We start from the raw sequence: 20,064 nt of genomic DNA on the forward strand, positions 1-20,064 counted from the left end.
GCCTCGTAAATTGGCGAAGGTATTGACAAACGCTTTGATTCTTTTCGGAAATGTCTATGAGATAGGCAGAGAATCACAGGTTTTTGGAATCTCGTCCAGAATCTTCAATTCAACTATCTCAACAGAACTAGAACTGTGAATATTATCTAATTTACTCAGTAGAGTGTTCCAGTCAGATAAATAGGTGCGGCGTTTTTTAATCAACTGGTTCACAGTATCATAAAACACCACATTTTTAATATTTTTAATGTCACGATGCCCTGTGTAAGTATCGTTATAGACAATATAAGCGGGTTCTGGAACCCTGGGCAGTGGGCCTGGAAGAACTCGTTGAATCTGTCCAGTCACTTCAGGGTTTCTGGACGGCTTTTCAAAATCACACAGGATCGAGAAATACCAACTATATTGTTTGCCAACTTCCAGGGCTTTTGCTTTGCTTGGCAATGTCAATCCGGCAATAATACCTAGATTTTGAGACTCTCTTGAAGGCTGAGGAAGTTGGGCATCAACTTCTGAAGGCGAAGGAAGTTGAGCATAAATAGGGGTTTGAACAAGATGTCTATTTTCATCTAACAGCACAAATTTTGCTGATTTTACTGAAGACCCGTAAGGAGGAACATAAAACCAAAATGTTGGATAACCCTGAACTGTTTGTCCCACTTTTTCTGTAGATATGAGGTCTGATTTCAGCTTTCTTTCAGGCGCAAGGGCAATTAAAGATTCAAATTCTTCGGCGGTGGCGCAGGGTCCCCGCCTGACCCCGCCTTTACTCCTGAAACTACTCTTGCTGGAGGAACAGAAAACAATAAAGAAACAATCTGCCTGTGCTGGTGGAACCCACATAGCGAAACTACTAAGAAAAAAAGTGACGGTATAAATAACAATACTGATCCAGGACAGTAATTTAGTAAAAATCATAATGATCTGTTGTTAATTAGTACGGTTGCGGAAAAGATTTGTAAGGCTGCCTACAGTCATTAAGCCTGGACTTATAGCACCATTTATCTTGCTTCTAGAACTGCCTTGTCGAAGTCTAAATGTCTTGAAAGCTACAACTCCAGCCGTACCTATGAGAGCAAAGATAGCTGGTACAAGGGGTATCCAGCCACTCTGATAGGCAAAGATGACATAGCACATACCTACCAGGCTTGCAAGAGAGGCTGTACCGATCACCCATTGCATGAGTTGTCGAAATCGCCAAACAATTAGCGCACCCACTGAAGACCAGACACCGATCCAAAGCACGTCAGCCCAAACAGGCCACCACCAAATTAATCGACGTTTATCTAATACTGCGCTGATAATCTGGCTGACCATTTGCGCCTGAATGATTGATCCTGCTAATGAGCCGTAAGGCGTAGGTACATAGTCTGCACTGACCTCGCTATCAGCACCAATGATGATAATCTTATCCTTAACCTTTTGCTCCGAAATCTTGTCATCTAAGCGCAGAAAATCTTCAAGACTGATCTTTTCAGCAAAATTCTTGGGATTCCCCTCATAAGAGCGATAATTAAGTAATAGCTGGGCTGTCTTAGGTTCAAATAGATCCCCTTGATACCCTCCAGCAAGACCTTTGAGTAGTTTTATAGAAGTATTGCCAAATTGTAAATCCCCAGCATATTTTCCTTGCAGTTTAGCAAAAGGTTGGTATAGTTTAGCTTTCTCTTCTGTCTCTAAATAGCGACGGGCGATCGCAAAGCTAAAAGAATATTCCGTAGGACAAAATTTCTCCTCTATGACTGGATTGAGCAAAGGTTGACGGCGCGTAACATCACTGTCTATAAAATTGCTAAAGCCCACGCGCTCTGAAATTTGGTCTCTTATTTCTACAGGATATCTTTGACCAACCTGACTGTTGGTGCCTTCTGGTGATGTACATATACCAACTAAATGCTTGTTCTCGCTCAAGAGGGCAGCTAATTCCTTTGTTCTAGCCGGGAAATCTCGCAGCAGATCTAACCCAATAACGCGGGGTTCATCCTTCTGCAACTTCTTCAGAAGCTTTTGGAGAGAGGGATCTTTGAGAACACTGCTTTGTCCTTCCTCATTACGGTTGCCTTGTTGCAGAATATCATTGTCATTGACTGCAATAATCAAGAATCGTTTATCTTGCCCTTCACTGGGTTTAAGCCGCATCATTTGATCGTAAGCAGCTAATTCTAAAGGCTGCATGATTCCCAGAATACGTACCACTGCGACTACAGCTGCCACTGCAAAGCCTGTCTTTAGTACAGTAGGAAGCTTTAGTTTACGGCGGGGCAACTCTTGGCTAGCTTGAATAAACGCTTTTTCATCCTGGCTGAAGGCATCGGCAGCCTCCTCTAGATAGGCTGTGGCTGTTTGCAATAACCCACCGCGCAACAATTCCCCGTCATCCTGACTTTCTTGCCATCGTTTAATCGTGGGTCGAAGCTGCTGCTGAAGTTTGAGGCGAGGTCTGCTTTCGGTTAACCACCTCTGTAACAGCGGCCAGTGGAGGATGAGGGCTTCATGGGCAACCTCTACTTCATTGCCCTTGGTGATCACTAATCGGGCATTGGCTAATTTTGCCACTAGGTTCCTGGTTTGATTTAGATCACTACTTTCAGTGACCAGTTGATTGCGTGTGACTCGCCTGCGTGTATCCTTAGGTTGATCCTCCTGATTCGACAGGTCAAAATCCTCATCGACACGGGTTAACTGCTCGAAAATGTGCCTGACTTGTTGTTGTTCATTCGGTGTCAGCTTCTTGCAGAACTCGTCAGCAGTGGTGGCGATCGCCAGACGCACTCGCCCAATCGCATTGTATTCGTCGTAGCACAACCATCGTCCCCGCCGCCGATCCCACAGCTGCTGCAAAGCGTATTGCAGCAACGGCATCGCGCCTGGTTCACCCTCAACCTCAGCTAAAATGGCATTACTCAAACCCGTTTCAAACTCCAGCAGCACCTGGTCTGCCTGCATTTTCATCGCTTTACCCAATTCAGCCGATTCCATCGGACCAATCAATTTTTGTCGATTTTCGATCCGCTTACTTAATTTGCGGTAACGAGTACACTCACCCAAAAAATCTGTCCGTAGGGTAACAATAACTTTTTGCTGTTGGGCTAGATCCAACAGGCGATCGATGAAAGAATTTCGCTTGTCTTCATCGGTGCAGAGGGTGAACAGTTCTTCAAATTGATCGACCACAAACACAGCAGACTCACCTAATACACTGGTTCGGCTGGCTTCTAGTCGAGCCAAGGGTTCGCTGCTTGGTGTCAGATAGGCTAACTTTAAGGCTGGCTCTTGCTGCTGGAGTTGCGGAATTAACCCGGCTAACACGGCTGAAGACTTACCACTACCTGAAGGGCCTAACACGGCTAAGAAATTGTCTTTAACTAGTTCCTTTTGGAGCGATTTAATCAGATCATCCCGGCCAAAGAAAAACTTGTGATATTCTGCTCCGCCAAAGGAGGATAAGCCTGGAAAAGGGCATTCAGCCTTGTATTCCGGGGGTTCTTTACCCAGGGCAGCTAAGGCATCAAAGCTAATTTCAAGCACCTGCTCGCAGAGATAGTTAAGTTCTTTTTGTGCCTGTTTACGTTTATCCAGACCAGTGCTAGATTCGGCTCCCCGAAAAGTTTTCAGGGTCTGGATCTGTAGATTGAAACTCTCTATTAGCTTTGTGGCTTTGGGAGCACGATCATCAATTAGCTTTCTAAACTCTGCGATGCCAAACTCGATTTCTGCATCAGTCAGCTCTCGACCTTTCAGGTGATCGCTGAACAAGGGCCGTTCCCCCAGGCGGCTGAACAAAGCTGGAACGACAATATCACGGCGACTTCCCAGTCCGGCTGTTGCCTCTTGTAGCGCCAAGTCTACTTCACCTAACTCTCTCAGTCGTTGATAAAAACGCTGACCCAGCTCCAACGCGGTTTTAACACTGACCTTACGGGTCATCGCAACCACAGCAGGCATGGCTAAGTCTCGCACCAATCGCTGGGCTAATCCTCCTAATGCTCCTTCTGCTCTGGGGTCAGCACTCTCGCAAGTAGAGAGAAAGGTCAAGTGAGGCAGTCCATTTTTCCCGCCGATTTGACGCAGCCGTTTCAGTAATTCTTTTCCAGGTACTGGCTCTACTTGATTGTTAGCGGTTGCCCAGTAGAGAACAGTATCACCACCCTCGTCATTTGTCATCAGTCTGCCGTGGCAGACAATATGGAGCAAGGTGTAGGGTTGTTGAGCGTTGGTTAATTGTTCACAGAGTTGGTCAAGTGTGGGCGCACCGATTGCCTCATCAACCTGATTCGCCAGCACATCACAGGGAATTTGTCCTAACGCCGATCTCACACCTGCTACAGTTGTCTCGACATTGAAAGGGGCTAATTTGAATTGCTCTGAATTTTTTGGTGAAGCCACCAGTATGAGTGCCCGCAGGTCGCGCCGCCCGATGGCGGGAAAGCGGCGATCAATACTCGTTGGAATATATTGGGAAAAGGGCAACTTTTGATCAAGGGCTAAATGATTCCAAGCACCAGACTCAATGGGGGCGCAGAGCCTTTCCCAATGCAGGGTTCTCAAGGGATCTTTTTTGTCTACTTCAATTGAGAGCAAAACCCTGAGATAGCGTGGAGTCTTACTGCGAACTGTGATTAAGGCATCTCTGACCTCTTCTTGAAACAGCCGTTTACCCAAGAGTGTGCCATATTCTTCTGCTTCGTCTTGTAGCTCGATCAACTGATTAAACTCATCGGCACTGAACCGAAAAGTGCCTTCTGCGTGGGTGGTTAACCCATCTTCGGATCTAAATTTGACCACAACTGGCCAGGCATCCTCAAACTGTCTCTGGATAGCAATCTCAAATATGCTCATGGGTCAACCTTCCCTTAATTGAGTCATTACCCGATCGATAAATTGCCATGCCACTGGAAGCACCAAGATCAGTCCGCCTGGCACACTCACAAGGACAGATAATTTGAGCGCAGTTTGAATTGCGATACGGAAAATTTGCAATAAAGCATCTCTGGAAGCCAAAGCTAGAGACAATGTGCGTTGATGTAGGCTGACCTGTGTGGTACTCAATCCTGTTTGCCAGATGCTATTAACATCGCTTAACCAACCAACTGAAGTTCGTGCCAGGGTTCGACCTTCTACCTGGGTTTCTACCCAGGCATAATCGGCGACTACCTGCAACAATCGTTCTATGAAGGGTTGGAACTGCTCAAATGTCTGATGTGAGAACCCAGCAATCTCTTCTCCAATCTTAAAACTGGTGAGCATATCTGGTTTTTGAATCGCTTGCAGATTTGCCAACAATTCACGTTCAGGCTGTGCTTGTGCCTCGCCAACTGAGGGCAGATCGAAGGCTAGATCAGACTCAGAAGCGATGGTGTGAATTAGCCGATGCACCCGCTCAATTGCTGTTACTAGTGCTTTCTGGGATTGGCTGAGTATCTCTTCGCTATGGGTCAGGTGTAAGGTTGCCTTGCTTAGATCCGAGGGGAAATTGGCTCGCCATAAAGGCGCATTTACAACTGTCTGGGAATTCAATGTAAAAGTAACGGCTGTATCTGCTGTTCCAGGATTAGTTGCCCACAAGCCGATCACATCTGGTATGGTTTCTGCCAGGGTTGGATCAATGAGTTCAAAAACAGGTGATTGTCGGCTCCAATTCACAATTACACCACCTTAAACACTTTCAGTAAGTCAGTTACGGTGGAAACCGTTATCTTGAGCAGTTCAGTTCGATGGGTTCGAGCTTGACTAACAGCTTCTTGGTGGATTTTCCCCAGAGTTTCATCCAGCTTGCCCTCCTTTTCCTGCAAGCAGACAAAGGTATCTCCGTTGAGATTAATGCGGGTCAGTGCTTGGAGTTTTGCTGTTCCCTCAAATTGTTTAGACGATTGGTTATAATGCACACCACTGAGATCATCACTGGTGTAGGTGGACACCTCCAGGCTGGAAGTTTCATCGATCGCCTTTTGTAAGGATTTACTCAGTTGATCAGAGAACTGTTGCAGCGCATCCATCAATCGTTGCTGGGTTTGCTTCAAGGCAGGAGCATCAAACAAGCCGTAATCTTGTACCGTAGACTCGGTTATCGTTACCTTTTCGATCATGCTCACAGACTCCTTTGCTAAAGCTTCTGGGGATGGTGTTGCCAGTAGGAAGACTGGTTCAATGGTGGGACGTTCAAAAGCATTAAAGGGTTGATTTCCCACCACCAACCGCACTGCGGGATCACCAATGACGGCATAGCTGCGGGCATCATTATTAGCTGTCCACATCCTTGCTAAACTCAAAGCATCGGCATCCTTGCCGAAATTGATCTCTTCTAGCTCGGCACTCAGATCGGAGGAAAGCTCGGCATAGCGCTCGTTGAAATATTCCACCGCCGACCCCACGGGATGTCCTTCGAGTAAGCGCTTTAATGTACTTTGAAAAACGCTTAATTGTCGGCGCGATTGTTCATAGCCGGGAATGTCTGGCCAGGAAAAAGAGTAACCCCAGGCTCTTTCCACATGGCCAATCACCGCCAGTGCGCCGCCTTGGGGATGGCTGAGTAGTCGCTGGGGCAGGCGGGCGACAAACGCTTGGGGAGCGATCGCTAATCGTTCGGTACTGTTTCCTGTAGCCAGGTTGCCTCGATGGGCAAAGTCATCCAGTTTGGGTGTGCCCGCTCCGTAACAGGCGAAGTGAAAGGCAATTAAACCGAGCAATCGCGCTTCGTCACCGACATCACCTGCACAGAAGTAGAAGTCTTCTGGAATTGCACTGCGCCACTGCGAACCTGGCCAATCCTGACAAAGCAATGCGCCCTGATGCGAAGCTTGGCGAATATCTCCGTTGGGAAATCCCATCCCATGACTGGCGGTAAACAGTAATCCTGGGGTGGCATTCTTACCTAGTAACTCGCCTAAGCGGGCTTTAGTAGCTTCTTCTCTAAGGATTGACTGCACCTCCCAGCCCGGTTGCTCTTGAGCGATCCATTCGGCTAGGGGTTGAACCAGATGAGCAGCACTCAGTTGTGTGGCTTTATCTTCGTGATTGCAGACGCCAAAAAAGCTCGCGCGACGCGGTAGTGAAAAGTGAGCCGTTTCCGCTTGTACCACACTACGAGCATACTGGGCATACTCCTGGGGTTTGTCGAAGCAAATTCGACCTACGGCATATTGTACATCAAGTTGATACTGGAAGCGATAGGGAATGGTTTCAGGATCGCCCACGATCAGTAAGTAATATGGCATTTTGTCCGGATCGGCGGGTCCTGGCCCGACGCCATACCGGGCTAAAAACTTATTTTTTGATTCACCGGGACGATAGAGGTATTCCTGGTAGTATTTCTCGTTGTTCTGGGTTGCCTGCGTTTGCCGATGCTCTAATAATTCCCGCAGCGCTTCCTTAATGGCTGGATTGGGACCTTTTGCCTCTGGGTCAAAAGCAAAGATTACCCCCCAGCCAGTTTCTGCCAAATTTTTGGGATCAACGCCCTCGATCGGGGCAAAATCTGGTTCTAACCCTTTAACGTGGCGGTATTTACGCTGGAGTTCACTCAGGTGGGCTGGATCAAATTTTTCGCCCTGAGCAATTTTAGCGACTTGCTCAGGAGTCAGTGGTGGGAGGAGATACTCACCAGTCGCACCATTGATACCATTGAAATAGAGATGTTCTTTGAGCATTCGCGTCCTCCATGAGTCATTTTAGATGGGGCTAAAGATGGGCTAGAGCCAGTTTCCGACCAGCAGGAAGGGTGCCCAGTAGCGGGGGTGGGTATAGGGACCATCCTGTGCTTGTAATAATGCCAGTTGGGCTTGACGCAGGGCTTCGGCGCGACTTTTCTGGGGCTGAGTGATGGTCTTGTAGAAGGTTTTGATAAACGTTTGACTGGATTCGTCATCTAAGCTCCACAAGGAAGCGATCGCACTCCGCGCACCAGCTTTTACAGCCGCTCCGGCAATTCCCAGGGTGGCGCGATCGTCACCGGAAGCAGTTTCACAGGCACTCAGGATCAGCAGTTCAATGGCATCGGTTCGATTGAGAACGCGGGTGCGGAACATTTCATCAAAATCTTTCAACCGGACTTTGCCATTGAGAAATTGCTTGCTGGCTGCGGTTAAGATGAAAGTGTCCTGAGGGTTGGAGCTAAACTGTCCGTGGGTAGCGAGGTGAACAATTTGAAAGGAAGAATCATTGAATTTTTGGTTGAACAAATCGCGGGTAAATTTTTCATCCCGAATCAGAGTCGCTGCGACTCCCATCGTTTTTTGGATCGCATCCAACTCTTCCTTTACATAGGTTAATTTGGCAAACTTAAACTTGTCCCCATATTTATACGGAGGATTGGCGAGGCTAGCCGCCAATACTTTTAAGTCCTTGTTCGGGAGTGGGTTAGGATCACTCAAATCCAATCCTAGAGAAACCGAAACCGCATATTTTTCAATCAGATAATGCTTTCCGTCATAAAGCGCAGTCATCGGGATGTTACGGAAGGGCCCATCCAGAACAAAAACAATCGTTTTTATGTGTGCGCTTTCTAACTGTTTCTCGGCAGGCTTAATCAGCCATTCGTAAATCTTCTGCCCGTTCCCTTTGACATCATCAAAGGTATAAGACTCTTGCAGATCGCGTTGAAATTGGCTGATCGTAGCCTTAGCGGTTGCTTCAGATAAATAGGTTGGAGGATAGTGGAACAGCTTTTTATTAGGTAGCCTAACAATCACCTCAATGCGATCGCCAAAGATGATCGGAGAGAGAATCGCGGTCGGAGAATTGGGCTTATCCATAATATTGTCAAGCTGTTGCAAGCTTGCTTCGGCACAGGGTTGCTGAAGGAAGTTTTGCAATTCGGTCGTTTGCAGCGATCGCATGACCTCACGTGCTTTTTGCAGATTTGTATCATCTGCCCCTTTTGTCTCTTGGAGTTCTTTTGCTCCCCCAATTTGAGGTTGCAGCAGCAAATCGGCAAATTCTCGATAGGCTTGTTCTACCGGATGTTCTTGAAACGAGAATTGCAGATCCGAGTTATCGAATACCAAATCTGTTCTGAGCAGTTGTAGGGTGTTATAGGCTTCATTGTAGTTCTTGATTGCCCGCTCTGGATTGTTTGCCCGGTCGAGACGACCTAACTGCCAAAACCAGCGATAGGCAATTTCGGGAGCATTGATCGTTTTGGCCAGGTTCAACGCTTTAGTTGTGAGGCTCAACGCCTGGGCTGTGAGTTTGAGGGCATCATTGCCTTGCTGCTGTTGGGCATAGGCTTGACCCAAATAACCTAACGCATAGGATTGCGCTGCTTGATCGCCTAGTATTTGGGCTTGTTTGACTGCAACTTCTAGAAGTTGAGCGGCTTGATTGCTGGCTTTGCTGTCTTTGAGTTTTGATGGGAGCTGGTCTAGCTGCAACAGATTATGCGCTAGTTGAATTTGTGCATAAAGGGCTATCCGACTGAGCGGCAGGCGATCGAGTTGCCCTTGAATTTGGGCTGCGATCGCCAAAACTTGCTGCGTTTGTTGGGTATTATCAGTATTAATTGATTTAGAATCAGACTGAATTGCCAACAGCAGACTTTGTTGATTGGATAGGGCCTGAATTTTGCTAGTTGGGGAGTCAGTTTCTTGAGCTGCCTGCTGATAATATTTCAGCGCCTGGCTTCGGTATGCTAGCACTTTCTGCTGAGGACATGGATTGGGTTGTAACCGTTTTTGCTGTTGATAAATGGCGCGGTAGGTATTGCCTAAGCTAATCTGGGCTTTGGTGATGTCAACGGGAGAACGCAATTTTTGAGCCAGTTTGAACCCTAGCTCTAAAACGTCTGCGGAGTTTTGGGATGGCGGCGACGTTTGGGGCTGCACCAGTTGTTCTGGTTGTAAGTACCCAACTAATCTCAAGGTTTCGCCATAGTTGAGCAGAATGGCCAGCTGGAGGGGTTCTTCTGGTGGCAGTTTTTCATACAGTGACTCCAGCAGGTTATTCGCTCGTTTGTAGAGACCGAGGGTTACTAATGCTTGGGACTGGTTGATTTGACTACGGACGACATCGGCTTGATCGCCTGCTTGTTGAAAAGCATTAGCGGCGAGTTGCCAGCTAGTGAAGGCATCAGATGCCTGTCCTTGGTCTAATTGCAAGCTACCCTGAATGGTTTGCGCTTCTGCCCAAATATGTAGCCGTTCGGCGATCGCTCCCTGAGTAGGTTGTTTCAGCAGTTGCAGACTCTGAGCGATCGCCGGATTGGCTTTATCCCATCTTCCTGATTGCTGATATGCCTGAGCCAGGTAGCTTAGGGTCATAGCTTGATGCAAGCGATCGCCTTGGGCGGCAAAGGCATCTGCTGCTTGTTGCCAAAGGGTAACTGCCTGTTCCAGTTGCCCTTTCTGGTAATTGGTTTTACCTTGCTGTACTAGATCAAGGGCAGAGCTGGTTGATTGACTAGCTTGAGCGGGGAAATTACTTTGCGTGGATGAAGCGAGATCCCCACTCCCTTTAAACAGAGGGGGGGCGAAATCTGGGGGATTGCGATGAACTGGAATCAGTTGTGCATTACTAGGAATAGAAATGAGGCTCAAAACCAGAATCAATAGAGTTGTGCCAATTCCTAAACCCAAGAATCGTAATAAACGTTTCATCTGCCGTAAAAGCGGTAATTGCATGGTTAATTCCTTTTTAGGGCTTCAAAAGGCTGGAATTGGCTGGACAAGTGATGGGGTTTTGCTGGAGAGGTGATGCGATCGGGTTGGTGGATTGGGCTACTAGGCGAATTTTGCCATTAGGGGCAACAATCCATCCTTGGGCTTCGATGATCGGGTGGGGTGAGGTGCGGGGGGTGGTGGTAGCAGGGGTAGCGGGGCTGTTGGCAAGATTATTTGTGACTGTGGGGGTGTCTAGTTCGGTAAGGATACGGGAACTACGGAAGACATCCTCTGGACTGGCGGGGATGCCACTCCGACCTGTTACCACAAATTTATTTTCATTCAAGGTAAACCGTTTACCAGTGGCACAACCCTGAGCGATGAGTTGTGAAGTGTCGATTGGTACTAGGTTGAGTTCTCCTAATCCCTGAGTAACATCCAGATCGAGTGAGTTAACGGTGACGACACCGTTCAACGTGGGATTAGTCTGGGAGATGGCAGTAATGTCATTCTGAAGATTCGCAGTATTAGATTGATCGCTGGGGTTCAGTTTGTTGAAATCTTGAGTGTCAGGGGGTAATCCTAACCGTGTAGCCAGGTCTTGCCGAGTTAACCGGAAAATCCAAAAGAGGTTTTTGGCATTGATCGTTACTTCACCGCCACTGCCACCGAAGGCGTTGGCAGTAATATCATTATTTTTTAGTGGGTCAGAAACGATAAATGTGCTGTCGATTGTGATGTTCCCACCATTGCCACTACCAGACCCGTTTGTACCTGAACTGGTGGAAATATGACTGCCGCGACGTAGCAGCAAAATATCGGGATCAATCGTGATGTTGCCCCCATAACCGTTTTTGCTAGTAGCAGTCACCGAAGAATTGTCAACCGAAGGATTGTCAACCGAAGGATTGTCAAGAGTGATTCGATCGCGGGCATTAATGAAGATACTCCCTGCCTGAATCTCAGAATTTTGGAAATCAAGAGACTCATTGGTTGTAATTGTAGAATTATTCAGCAGCGTCAAAGAACTTAATGAGCCTTGGGTAGTTGATATATTATCAGAACTCAATTCGGTTCCAATAAAAATTCGTCCAAAATTACCCTGGCTGGAAACTTCGCTGTTATCTTGGAGCAAGACTTGATCGCGGGCATTAATGAAGATATCCCCTGCCAGAATGTCACTATCTGTATTAGGCGTGGAATCAGGAGAGTCATTGGTTGTAATTTTAGAGTTATTCAGCAGCTTAAAAGAACTTAATGAGCTTTGGGTAGTTGATATATTATCAGAATTCAGATTGGTTCCAATAAAAATTCGTCCAAAATTACCCTGGCTGGAAACTTCGCTGTTATCTTGGAGCAAGACTTGATCGCGGGCATTAATGAAGATATACCCTGCCAGAATGTCACTATCTGTATTAGGCTTATCAAGATCAGGAGAGTCATTGGTTGTAATTGTAGAGTGATCCAGCAGCTTAAAAGAACTTAACGAGCCTTGGGTAGTTGAATTATCAGAATTCAATTCGGTTCCAATAAAAATCCCTCCATTATTACCCTTACTGGAAACTTCGCTTGTACCTTGAATCAAAACCTGATCGCGGGCATTAATGAAGATACCCCCTGCACTACCACTACCAGAATTATTTGTTGTAATTGTAGAGTGATCCAGCAGCTTAAAAGAACTTAACGAGCCTTCTTGAGTAATAACTGATTTTCCATCAGTATTAAGTTCGTTTCCAATAAAAATCTTTCCAGTATCACCCTGGCTGGAGATTTCGCTTCTACCTTGAATCAAAACCTGATCGTGGGCATTAATGAATATACCCCCTGCCTGAATATTAGAATCTGTATTAAGGTTGTTGGAATCAGGAAAATCATTGGTTGTAATTTTAGAGTTATCCAGCAGCTTAAAAGAACTTAACGAGCCTTTTTGAGTAATAAATGATGATTTTCCATCAGTATTAAGTTCAGTTCCAATGAAAATTAGTCCATTATTACCCTGGCTGGAGATTTCGCTTCTACCTTGAATTAAAACCTGATCGCGGGCATTAATGAAGATACCCCCTGCACTACCACTACCAGAATTAGTTGTTGTAATTTGAGAGTTATTCAGCGTCAAAGAACTTAGCGAGCCTTCTTGAAACCGAATTGAATTTCCATCAGAATTTAAGTCGGTTCCAATGAGAATAGCACCAGCATCACCAGTTACTCCTTTTCCTACAGTACTAAAGGCAGAACCATTGTCAAAGGTGACAGAATTATCAGCAACAATCCTTATTCCTCCAGCATTACGCCGTTCAGCAATAGGATCTAAATTTTCATCTTCTCCACGAACCAGGGTTTGCAGTTGAGCGCCACCTTTTACCGTTAGTGTCCCGGTTTTGATGTCTATAATACCAGCATTACCAATTGCTCCTGGTTCTACAGTACTAAAGGCAAAACCTTTATCAAAGGTGACAGCGTTACTTGTACCAATAGTTATATCTCCTGCTTTTCCATTTCCACCTTGATTAACTTGAGTTTGTAAAGATGTGTTTTTTGACTCAGTAGGATTTGTTTCTACAGTCAATGTACTAAAGGAAACATCACCTGGATCACCGGAAATACTTATTCTTCCCCCATCACCTGTTCCAGAGATGCTGGAAATTAGTTGCGCTCCATTAGTTAATTGGATTGTGCCATTTGCACCCATACTCTTAATATGAATATCTCCAGCTTTTCCTGATAATCCACTTAAACCAGTTGTGCGAGATTGCATTTCAGTAGAAATTGCAGCATTCGACATCGAAAGCGAATTAGTTGTGATGGTAATATCACCACCTTTACCCTTTGTGGGATCGTTATTTACCTCTGGAGGACTTTGCACAACACTTTGTATGGCACGACGATTTAGATTATCATTAGTTAGATTTATTGATTGTGCTGTGATATTAATTGCCCCTGCATTTCCATTGTTTGTAGTACTGTTATCTATAAAACCGCCGTTACTAACCTCAAGGATACCAGTGTCAATAGTAATGGTTCCAGCATTTCCAGTTCCAAAGGTTTTACTAGCGATTCCTGCATCACCGCCATCTTTGGTTCCTAGATCATTGATACCAATTATCTGCAATGCTCCACCAGAAATAGTAATCTTGATATTGCCTCCCGTGCCTAAATCATTCGCTCTGCTAGGTGCTCCTGCTCCATTACCTACTGTGCTGAAAATTCCAGTGAGTCCTCCTTTCCCATCTGTTGGTCCCTGGATTATCAATTTTTTGGCAGTAACAATAATGTCTCCAGCTATTGTTCCAGCTATTGTTTTTTCACTAGGATCTCTTTGGATAAAGGTATTAATTTGTCCTTCATTTTTTAGAGATAACAAAGAATCTGCCTTGATCGTAATGTCACCACCTTTTTTTCCATTGGGTGGTAACAGATAAATGTAATTAGATTTAGGAATTGCAGGATCATTCCTATCAATAGAAATATTCTCTGCTTGAAGAGTTAAATTGTTGGTCGTTGTAGCGAAAACTCGAGCTTTAACATCAATATTATTAGTTGCTTGCAAGGTAACGGAGCTATTTTTTAGGAGAGTGCTAATCACATCTGCGCCAATCGTCTGAGCGCCAGGGTCTTCCGTGAAACTCCATATCCCATCCGCAGCATTGGGTGGATTAGAACCAGAACCAGGAACTATGGTGATATTAGTTGGGTCGAGCAGCAATGTTCCGGTCTTGCCAACAGTTGCTGAAGTATCCACAAATCCCTGAAAGTTGAGATTCTTTGTCCCGCTAACCTCTACAAATCCACCATCCCCAGCCTGAGTTCCTCCATTGGCACTAATATTTCCATAAAAGCGAGTTGTGCCATCAGCCCAGACAATTACCTTGCCACCATTCCCCTCAGTTTTGGCATTTGCATTAATGACTGCATTGGGACTGACATAAGTTTGAGTCGCATTCGGAACTGTCCCCTGACCTTTGTAGTCTCCACCAATCAACACCGTCCCGCCTTGTGTTGAGCTAGACACATCTACACGGGCATTCTCTAACAGCGCAACGCGATCGCCCAATACCTGCACCGTTCCCTCTGGTGCAGTTAGCGTTCCTGTACTTGTCGTAGTCCCACCCAACAGCGTCAGGTTCTGCCCCTGTGTCACCGCTAAATTACCCGCATTGGTAATCGTTGATCCCGATGGTCTCGCCCCAAACTGCACCCCCGGCACTAAATTCACCGCCAATAACGACGGAGCCTGGGGATTTGTCGCACTATACTCGCTGCCATCCGGTAACTTTAGACTCCTTGCTGTCGTTCCCACAAAGGAACCGCCAATATTCAGACTGGCATTAGGACCAAAGACAATCCCATTCGGGTTGAGCAGATACAGATTGGCGATGCCATTCGCTTTAATCAAGCCATCAATATTCGATATTGACGAGCCAGTAACCCGCGTCAGGATATTTTGAATCTGAGCGGCATTGTTGAAATAGGCTTCCCCGCCCGTGGGGATGGAAAACTCGCGGAAACTGTGAAACAGGTTTGCCCCCCGCACCGTACCGCCATTAATCACCGTGCAGGTAGCACACATTCCCGGTGATACCTGCGAGTTTACCGGCAGCGTCTTGTCAGGCACAATCTGCGCCTGCGCTGGACTAACGCTGGTCAGCAATGCGATGGACAAAGCCCCGCTGTAGGCGATCGCATTACTGACTGCAAACCAGGTTTTAGGTGTATTTTTTATCATTAACTTTGTTTTTTAATCTTAGATTTAGCAAGACCTTACAGGCTTTGTTTATTTGAAATGATGCAATTACCGAAATACTTAGTAACCGATCACAGGGGTAGATCATTCGTTGAAATGCTAAAGCTGTTGTTTAGCAAGTATTGGGACTGATTTATTATATATGCTAATAATACCTACAAAATGTCCACAAGAAAAGTTACAAACCAGTGTAGCACCATTGACTATTTAAAATTAATCGGAAAAAATCTAATCTAGACTGGTTATTGTACTGTTTGCGTGTGATTCCATATCGAACATTTTTTTTCCGTCCTGTAAACTGTTACAATAATTGTTTATTACGTTACTAGTATTTATTCTTCTAAAAAAAAATATTCATCGTGTACTAGACAGAAGAAACATTGGTGAGAAGCTAAATATCTAGCAATATTTATTAACCCAGGTTTTATTGGATTAATGCTTACAATTGTGATAAAAATTTACCAGAAAATTTTTCGTAAAGCGCAATTTTTCTGTTGATCCGCCTATATTTCACTATTTTATGAAATTGGGTTTTGTAAGTATTGCTACAGCACTCCTAAATCAGTATATGTTCCCCATGTTGAATAAATCCCATCTACCCTGGTTCTGTTTGAGTTTGGCAGTGATCGGTAATCTATTTGTAAAACCACTCAACGCCCAAACTATCAATTCTGCTCAAGCTCCCACCCCTACCCTGCCACTCCCACAGGATGTCATCCCCCTTCCCTCTCCAACGCCTACTACCCTGCCACCTGCGCCCACCTCGCCTCAACCGCCTTCTTCAGCCCCAATCCTTCAACCCGGTACCCCAGTTACTCCACCTTCGGCACCCATACCAGGGAATGTTCCCACCACAACTACGGTCACGCGAGTTGAGGTCATCGGGAGTACGGTATTCACACAGCAAGATTTTGACAAGATCACCAAAGATTACATCAACCGTCCCATCTCTCTAGCAGAACTGTTTGAGATGCGATCCAAGATAACTAAACTCTATGTAGATAATGGCTACATCACTTCTGGAGCCTATATTCCGCCCCAGGATTTAGAAGGCGGAGTGGTCAAAATTCAAATTAGTGAAGGGGGAGTGGAAGACATCAAAGTTACGGGAACTCGGCATCTCAATTCAAACTATGTCCGCAGTCGTGTAGCACTGGCCACAACTAAACCCCTAAATAAAAAGCGTTTGGAAGAAGCCCTTAAACTTCTGCTACTCAAAGATAATCGGTTGATTAAGAATATTTCAGCTGAACTGTCTACAGGGACGCAGCCAGGTAAAAGTTTGCTGGAGATCCAAGTGACCGAAGCTCCCAAATGGGAGGCTCAACTCACCCTCGATAACGGACGCACACCTAGTGTGGGTACTTTTCGTCGCCAACTGCAACTGACCAATTTTGACCTTCTGGGCTTGGGCGACAGTCTATTCCTGACCTATACCAATACTGATGGTAGTAATTCCCTCGATACCAGCTATACCATTCCTTTCAATCCCCATAATGGCACGATTACATTAAGCGGCGGTTTTGCCTTCAGCCATGTAATCGAGAAACCATTTGATGTCCTCGATATCGACTCTAATTCCAATTACATTGAACTGACGGTGCGTCAACCGATTATACAAACCACAACTCAGGAGTTTGCTCTCGGATTGACAGGCAGCCATCGGGAAAGTGGAGCAACACTGCTGGGAGGCGAGATTCCCTTCCCATCAGCGGGAGCCGATGCTGGGGGAACGACTGCCATTACAGCCCTGCGGTTTTTTCAAGATTACACAATCCAAAACAGTAAACAAGTGCTGGCTCTTCGTTCTCAGTTCAGTTTTGGATTAGGCAGTTTAGATGCTTTGAATCCTACGCCCAATACTCCTACTCCTGAAGGCAACTTTTTCTCCTGGAGAGGGCAGGCACAATATGTGCGGTTGTTGGCTAAAGATACTAAAGATACATTGCTGCTGCTGCGAGGAGACATCCAACTGGCAAACAAAGTCTTGGTTCCCTTAGAACAATTTGGACTGGGAGGACAGGAAAGCGTTCGGGGTTATCGCCAAGACCTATTACTTACAGATAGTGGCATCTTTCTGTCTGCTGAAGTCCGAATTCCCATCAAAAAATTTAGAATTCGTGATTCGAAAATAGTCTTACAACTCACCCCCTTTGTAGACTTTGGTCATGGCTTCAACCAGGAAAGTGCAGTCAATCCTTCCCAAAATGATTTAGTTTCAGTTGGTTCAGGATTGCTGTTGAATATGAGCGATCGCCTCACGGCTCGATTTGATTGGGGTATACCCCTAATTAGCGTCTCTGGAGATAAACAAACGTTGCAAGAGCAGGGGTTTTATTTTTCCCTGGTCTATAGACAGCCATTCTAATGGGACTTGCGTAGGAATAACTCTCTTTCAAGAAACACATTCGGTGGCGTGAGAAATAGGAATAAGATTTTAAACCTAGAGCCTGAGCTTTTTGCTGGAGATTTTTGAGAATCAGTTCCTGGTGTTTTTACTCATAGTAGTCCATACCAGGATCAGAATATTCTCCAGCAGTTGCCCAGATTCGGTAGAACAAATGAGCCAGTTTGTGTGCAGTAGCTTTGATGTGTGGGTCTTTAACAGGATTTTCTGGATCAAAGATATCCTCTGCAGAACTAGCGGTTGCTTTTAAATTGTTGGATGTAGCAGAGGTGGCTTTTTTGCCTTTAAAAGGTGGTTTAGCCATTATTGCACCTCTTCAGTTCATAAGTATTTGCTGGAAGTCAATTGCAACGTAGATTTTAAGCATAGTCAGATTTTTGGTTAGCAGAAAAACATCGTTTTTCTGATATTCAAACCCTAGTTCTTAATCAAGATAATGGGCCACAGAATAGTTCATGTCATACCCAATTTATGAAACGTATAGTAGAGTTTGCCTACAAACTGGCATCAGATGAAGATGTGCAAAAATGGCAAAGTGCGATCGCTAACTACATTGTTCATATTGAAGATGAGATTTCTTTAGTTAAACTGCAATGTGCGTTGGAAATGCTGATGGTAAAAGTGTGGTTGGGATTATTGCTGGGTGGTTTTACACTAGAACAGTGTGGTGATTTTTATTACAACCAAAATGTCTGGGTGAAAAGCTCAGAACAACTATCAGAGATTGGCACCGTATACCCACCAATCCCAAAAACTATTGCCTTTGCGGATGCTTCTGAGCGCCGAGTCCCACTAGCATTATTTGATAAAAACCATCCAGCCGTGGGTGTACTCAAAAAAATTGCCAATAGCATCTAAGGTATGGGATGATCCGAAGAAAAAAGCAAAGCTAGCTGATTTTCAAAAAAGTTATCTGGAACTAGAAAACATATCGCTTTTTCCAGCTTTTCGTTAAGACCAATTTCTTCAAAGTCTTGTTGATGCCACTGACACCAATATGCGGGAAAGTTACCTTCAATTTTTAGTTTCCATCTGATTGACTTGCTCCCCAAGTTCTCCAGGGTGATAAACATTTCCCCTCTTTCGCCAGGACGCAGTAGCAAATTGTTGCTGAAAGTCTCATCAGTTTTGCTGCCTTTGAGTGATAAAGCATTAAATGCAACGGCTTCTGGGGGTTGCATACATGTCAGTGAAATGGCTAGTGATGGATGTGAAGTTGTTTGAGTCATATTTAGTATTGGACTTGTTAATCCCGAAACTCGATTTGGTGAATAGAATGCACTTGAGGATTTTCATCTTCCCAAGAACAAATCATTCCCAATGGGCCTGGGTCAATCTCTAATTCTGGGATATCTGCACGAAACCACTCAGTATCAAACTTACGCAACCCGTATAGTTTCACAGCACCGAGATAGCGGACTCCCGGAATTTGTTGGCAGACTGCAAAGATATCTGAAGGATACAAAGGGCGACCCAATTCCCAACCCTTACCCAAAAGCCCACTGACAAGAGAATTGAGAAAGCGGTATAGAGTTGATAGCAATAAAGAGCGAATTTCTTGGCGATCGCGTGGATTGTTGTATTTTGGTTCTAGAATCACCTCAGTTTCAACGCTGACTCCCACATATTCAGGTGATTCTAACTTAATCTGCACACCTAAAGGTTTGCGATCGCAATTCAAATACTTGACCTGCTTTGCCATTGCTCAATCCCAGTAGTTTTTCTGTAATTCAGATACATTGAGTTGCATCCATTGCACCGCCAATGGCACGCACAGTCAAACCGACTATACTAGGAGAGCTACTGTAAGAAGGTTGCGCTTCATGATTGATTGTATAAACGCAACGTATCCAATGACCACTGTAGTTTGTGCCAAAGTTGCTTTTGGCCCATACTTGCGGTAAATGGAGAACTACATCAGCTCCTTCTAAGGGTTGGGCGATTTCGCTAAAGCTAAATCCTTTAGTTTTATCATCGTCTTGAGAGCGCAGAATCGGTTGCCAAGTTTTACCATTCCAAGCTGACCACTTGCGCGGGGGGTCATCGGGGTTAATCCCAGTCGTTCTAGCGGCTTCTCCCTTAAAATTAATTGCAATCACGTTACCTTCTATAGAATTCTCTGGATCTTCTAATACTAGATAGAAACAGTTACCAGCCATAGATTGATCAAATAATAGTGTTTCATCAAGGTCATGCCAGAGATTGTTAGCAGGAGTGCGATCGCACAGATATTGGGGTGTATTTTATTCTATGTCTGCGGTTAGCAAGTGCTTGAACTGGGGATTGCTAATTATATCAAGTTCAGATAATTACTTATAATAAGC

Annotated in this window: 11 protein-coding genes and 2 pseudogenes; 3 read left to right on the forward strand and 10 right to left on the reverse strand. The window is 45.2% G+C overall.

Annotation, left to right across the window (positions count from 1 at the left end):
* Positions 1-54: 54 nt before the first annotated feature.
* The 6 genes from V7K60_RS03340 to V7K60_RS03365 are packed head-to-tail and all read right to left on the reverse strand — an operon-like array spanning position 55 to position 15,315.
* Positions 55-918, reverse strand: coding sequence for a DUF928 domain-containing protein (locus tag V7K60_RS03340; RefSeq protein ID WP_334922926.1), 864 nt, complete (start codon positions 916-918; stop codon positions 55-57).
* Positions 919-930: 12 nt separating this feature from the next.
* Entirely contained in the window at positions 931-4,839 is a 3,909-nt protein-coding gene (locus V7K60_RS03345) for an nSTAND1 domain-containing NTPase (protein ID WP_334922928.1), read from the reverse strand.
* A gap of 3 nt (positions 4,840-4,842) precedes the next feature.
* A complete protein-coding gene (locus V7K60_RS03350; RefSeq protein ID WP_334922929.1) occupies positions 4,843-5,643 on the reverse strand; it encodes a hypothetical protein in 801 nt (266 codons plus the stop codon).
* 2 nt (positions 5,644-5,645) lie between these two features.
* Positions 5,646-7,646 (reverse strand): hypothetical protein, encoded by a 2,001-nt coding sequence (locus V7K60_RS03355; protein WP_334922931.1) that lies wholly within the window; start codon positions 7,644-7,646, stop codon positions 5,646-5,648.
* Between the two features lie 42 nt (positions 7,647-7,688).
* A complete protein-coding gene (locus tag V7K60_RS03360) occupies positions 7,689-10,613 on the reverse strand; it encodes a CHAT domain-containing protein (RefSeq protein ID WP_334922933.1) in 2,925 nt (974 codons plus the stop codon).
* A gap of 13 nt (positions 10,614-10,626) precedes the next feature.
* A complete protein-coding gene (locus tag V7K60_RS03365; protein ID WP_334922935.1) occupies positions 10,627-15,315 on the reverse strand; it encodes a two-partner secretion domain-containing protein in 4,689 nt (1,562 codons plus the stop codon).
* A gap of 538 nt (positions 15,316-15,853) precedes the next feature.
* Here V7K60_RS03365 and V7K60_RS03370 point away from each other — a divergent pair.
* The gene (locus V7K60_RS03370) at positions 15,854-17,701 is read left to right on the forward strand and encodes a ShlB/FhaC/HecB family hemolysin secretion/activation protein (RefSeq protein WP_334922936.1); all 1,848 of its coding nucleotides are present in this window, start codon (positions 15,854-15,856) and stop codon (positions 17,699-17,701) included.
* 127 nt (positions 17,702-17,828) lie between these two features.
* Here V7K60_RS03370 and V7K60_RS03375 read toward each other — a convergent pair whose 3' ends face one another.
* Entirely contained in the window at positions 17,829-18,044 is a 216-nt protein-coding gene (locus tag V7K60_RS03375) for a hypothetical protein (RefSeq protein ID WP_334922938.1), read from the reverse strand.
* 68 nt (positions 18,045-18,112) lie between these two features.
* Here V7K60_RS03375 and V7K60_RS03380 point away from each other — a divergent pair.
* Both V7K60_RS03380 and V7K60_RS35050 read left to right on the forward strand, forming a co-directional pair.
* A pseudogene (locus V7K60_RS03380) lies at positions 18,113-18,241 on the forward strand (ISAzo13 family transposase); the annotation flags it as partial.
* Positions 18,242-18,598 (forward strand): annotated as a pseudogene (locus V7K60_RS35050) (hypothetical protein); the annotation flags it as partial. It lies immediately after the preceding pseudogene.
* Here the strand turns inward: V7K60_RS35050 and V7K60_RS03390 are convergent.
* The 3 genes from V7K60_RS03390 to V7K60_RS03400 are packed head-to-tail and all read right to left on the reverse strand — an operon-like array spanning position 18,595 to position 19,899.
* Positions 18,595-18,969, reverse strand: coding sequence for a hypothetical protein (locus V7K60_RS03390; protein WP_334922940.1), 375 nt, complete (start codon positions 18,967-18,969; stop codon positions 18,595-18,597). The pseudogene V7K60_RS35050 and the gene V7K60_RS03390 sit on opposite strands and share 4 nt — an antisense overlap.
* Before the next feature lie 17 nt (positions 18,970-18,986).
* The gene (locus V7K60_RS03395; protein WP_334922942.1) at positions 18,987-19,442 is read right to left on the reverse strand and encodes a hypothetical protein; all 456 of its coding nucleotides are present in this window, start codon (positions 19,440-19,442) and stop codon (positions 18,987-18,989) included.
* Between the two features lie 28 nt (positions 19,443-19,470).
* The gene (locus tag V7K60_RS03400) at positions 19,471-19,899 is read right to left on the reverse strand and encodes a hypothetical protein (RefSeq protein ID WP_334922943.1); all 429 of its coding nucleotides are present in this window, start codon (positions 19,897-19,899) and stop codon (positions 19,471-19,473) included.
* Between the last annotated feature and the right edge of the window lie 165 nt (positions 19,900-20,064).

Source organism: Nostoc sp., from assembly GCF_036917555.1.
In the GTDB taxonomy this organism is placed as follows: Bacteria; Cyanobacteriota; Cyanobacteriia; order Cyanobacteriales; family Nostocaceae; genus Nostoc.

Excerpts from the sequence above, each read along its gene's own strand:
- V7K60_RS03395 (WP_334922942.1), bottom strand. The coding sequence starts at position 19,442 with ATGGCAAAGCAGGTCAAGTATTTGAATTGCGATCGCAAACCTTTAGGT.
- V7K60_RS03375 (WP_334922938.1), bottom strand. The coding sequence starts at position 18,044 with ATGGCTAAACCACCTTTTAAAGGCAAAAAAGCCACCTCTGCTACATCC.
- V7K60_RS03365 (WP_334922935.1), bottom strand. The coding sequence starts at position 15,315 with ATGATAAAAAATACACCTAAAACCTGGTTTGCAGTCAGTAATGCGATC.
- V7K60_RS03370 (WP_334922936.1), top strand. The coding sequence starts at position 15,854 with ATGAAATTGGGTTTTGTAAGTATTGCTACAGCACTCCTAAATCAGTAT.
- V7K60_RS03345 (WP_334922928.1), bottom strand. The coding sequence starts at position 4,839 with ATGAGCATATTTGAGATTGCTATCCAGAGACAGTTTGAGGATGCCTGG.
- V7K60_RS03340 (WP_334922926.1), bottom strand. The coding sequence starts at position 918 with ATGATTTTTACTAAATTACTGTCCTGGATCAGTATTGTTATTTATACC.
- V7K60_RS03360 (WP_334922933.1), bottom strand. The coding sequence starts at position 10,613 with ATGCAATTACCGCTTTTACGGCAGATGAAACGTTTATTACGATTCTTG.
- V7K60_RS03400 (WP_334922943.1), bottom strand. The coding sequence starts at position 19,899 with ATGGCTGGTAACTGTTTCTATCTAGTATTAGAAGATCCAGAGAATTCT.
- V7K60_RS03390 (WP_334922940.1), bottom strand. The coding sequence starts at position 18,969 with ATGACTCAAACAACTTCACATCCATCACTAGCCATTTCACTGACATGT.
- V7K60_RS03355 (WP_334922931.1), bottom strand. The coding sequence starts at position 7,646 with ATGCTCAAAGAACATCTCTATTTCAATGGTATCAATGGTGCGACTGGT.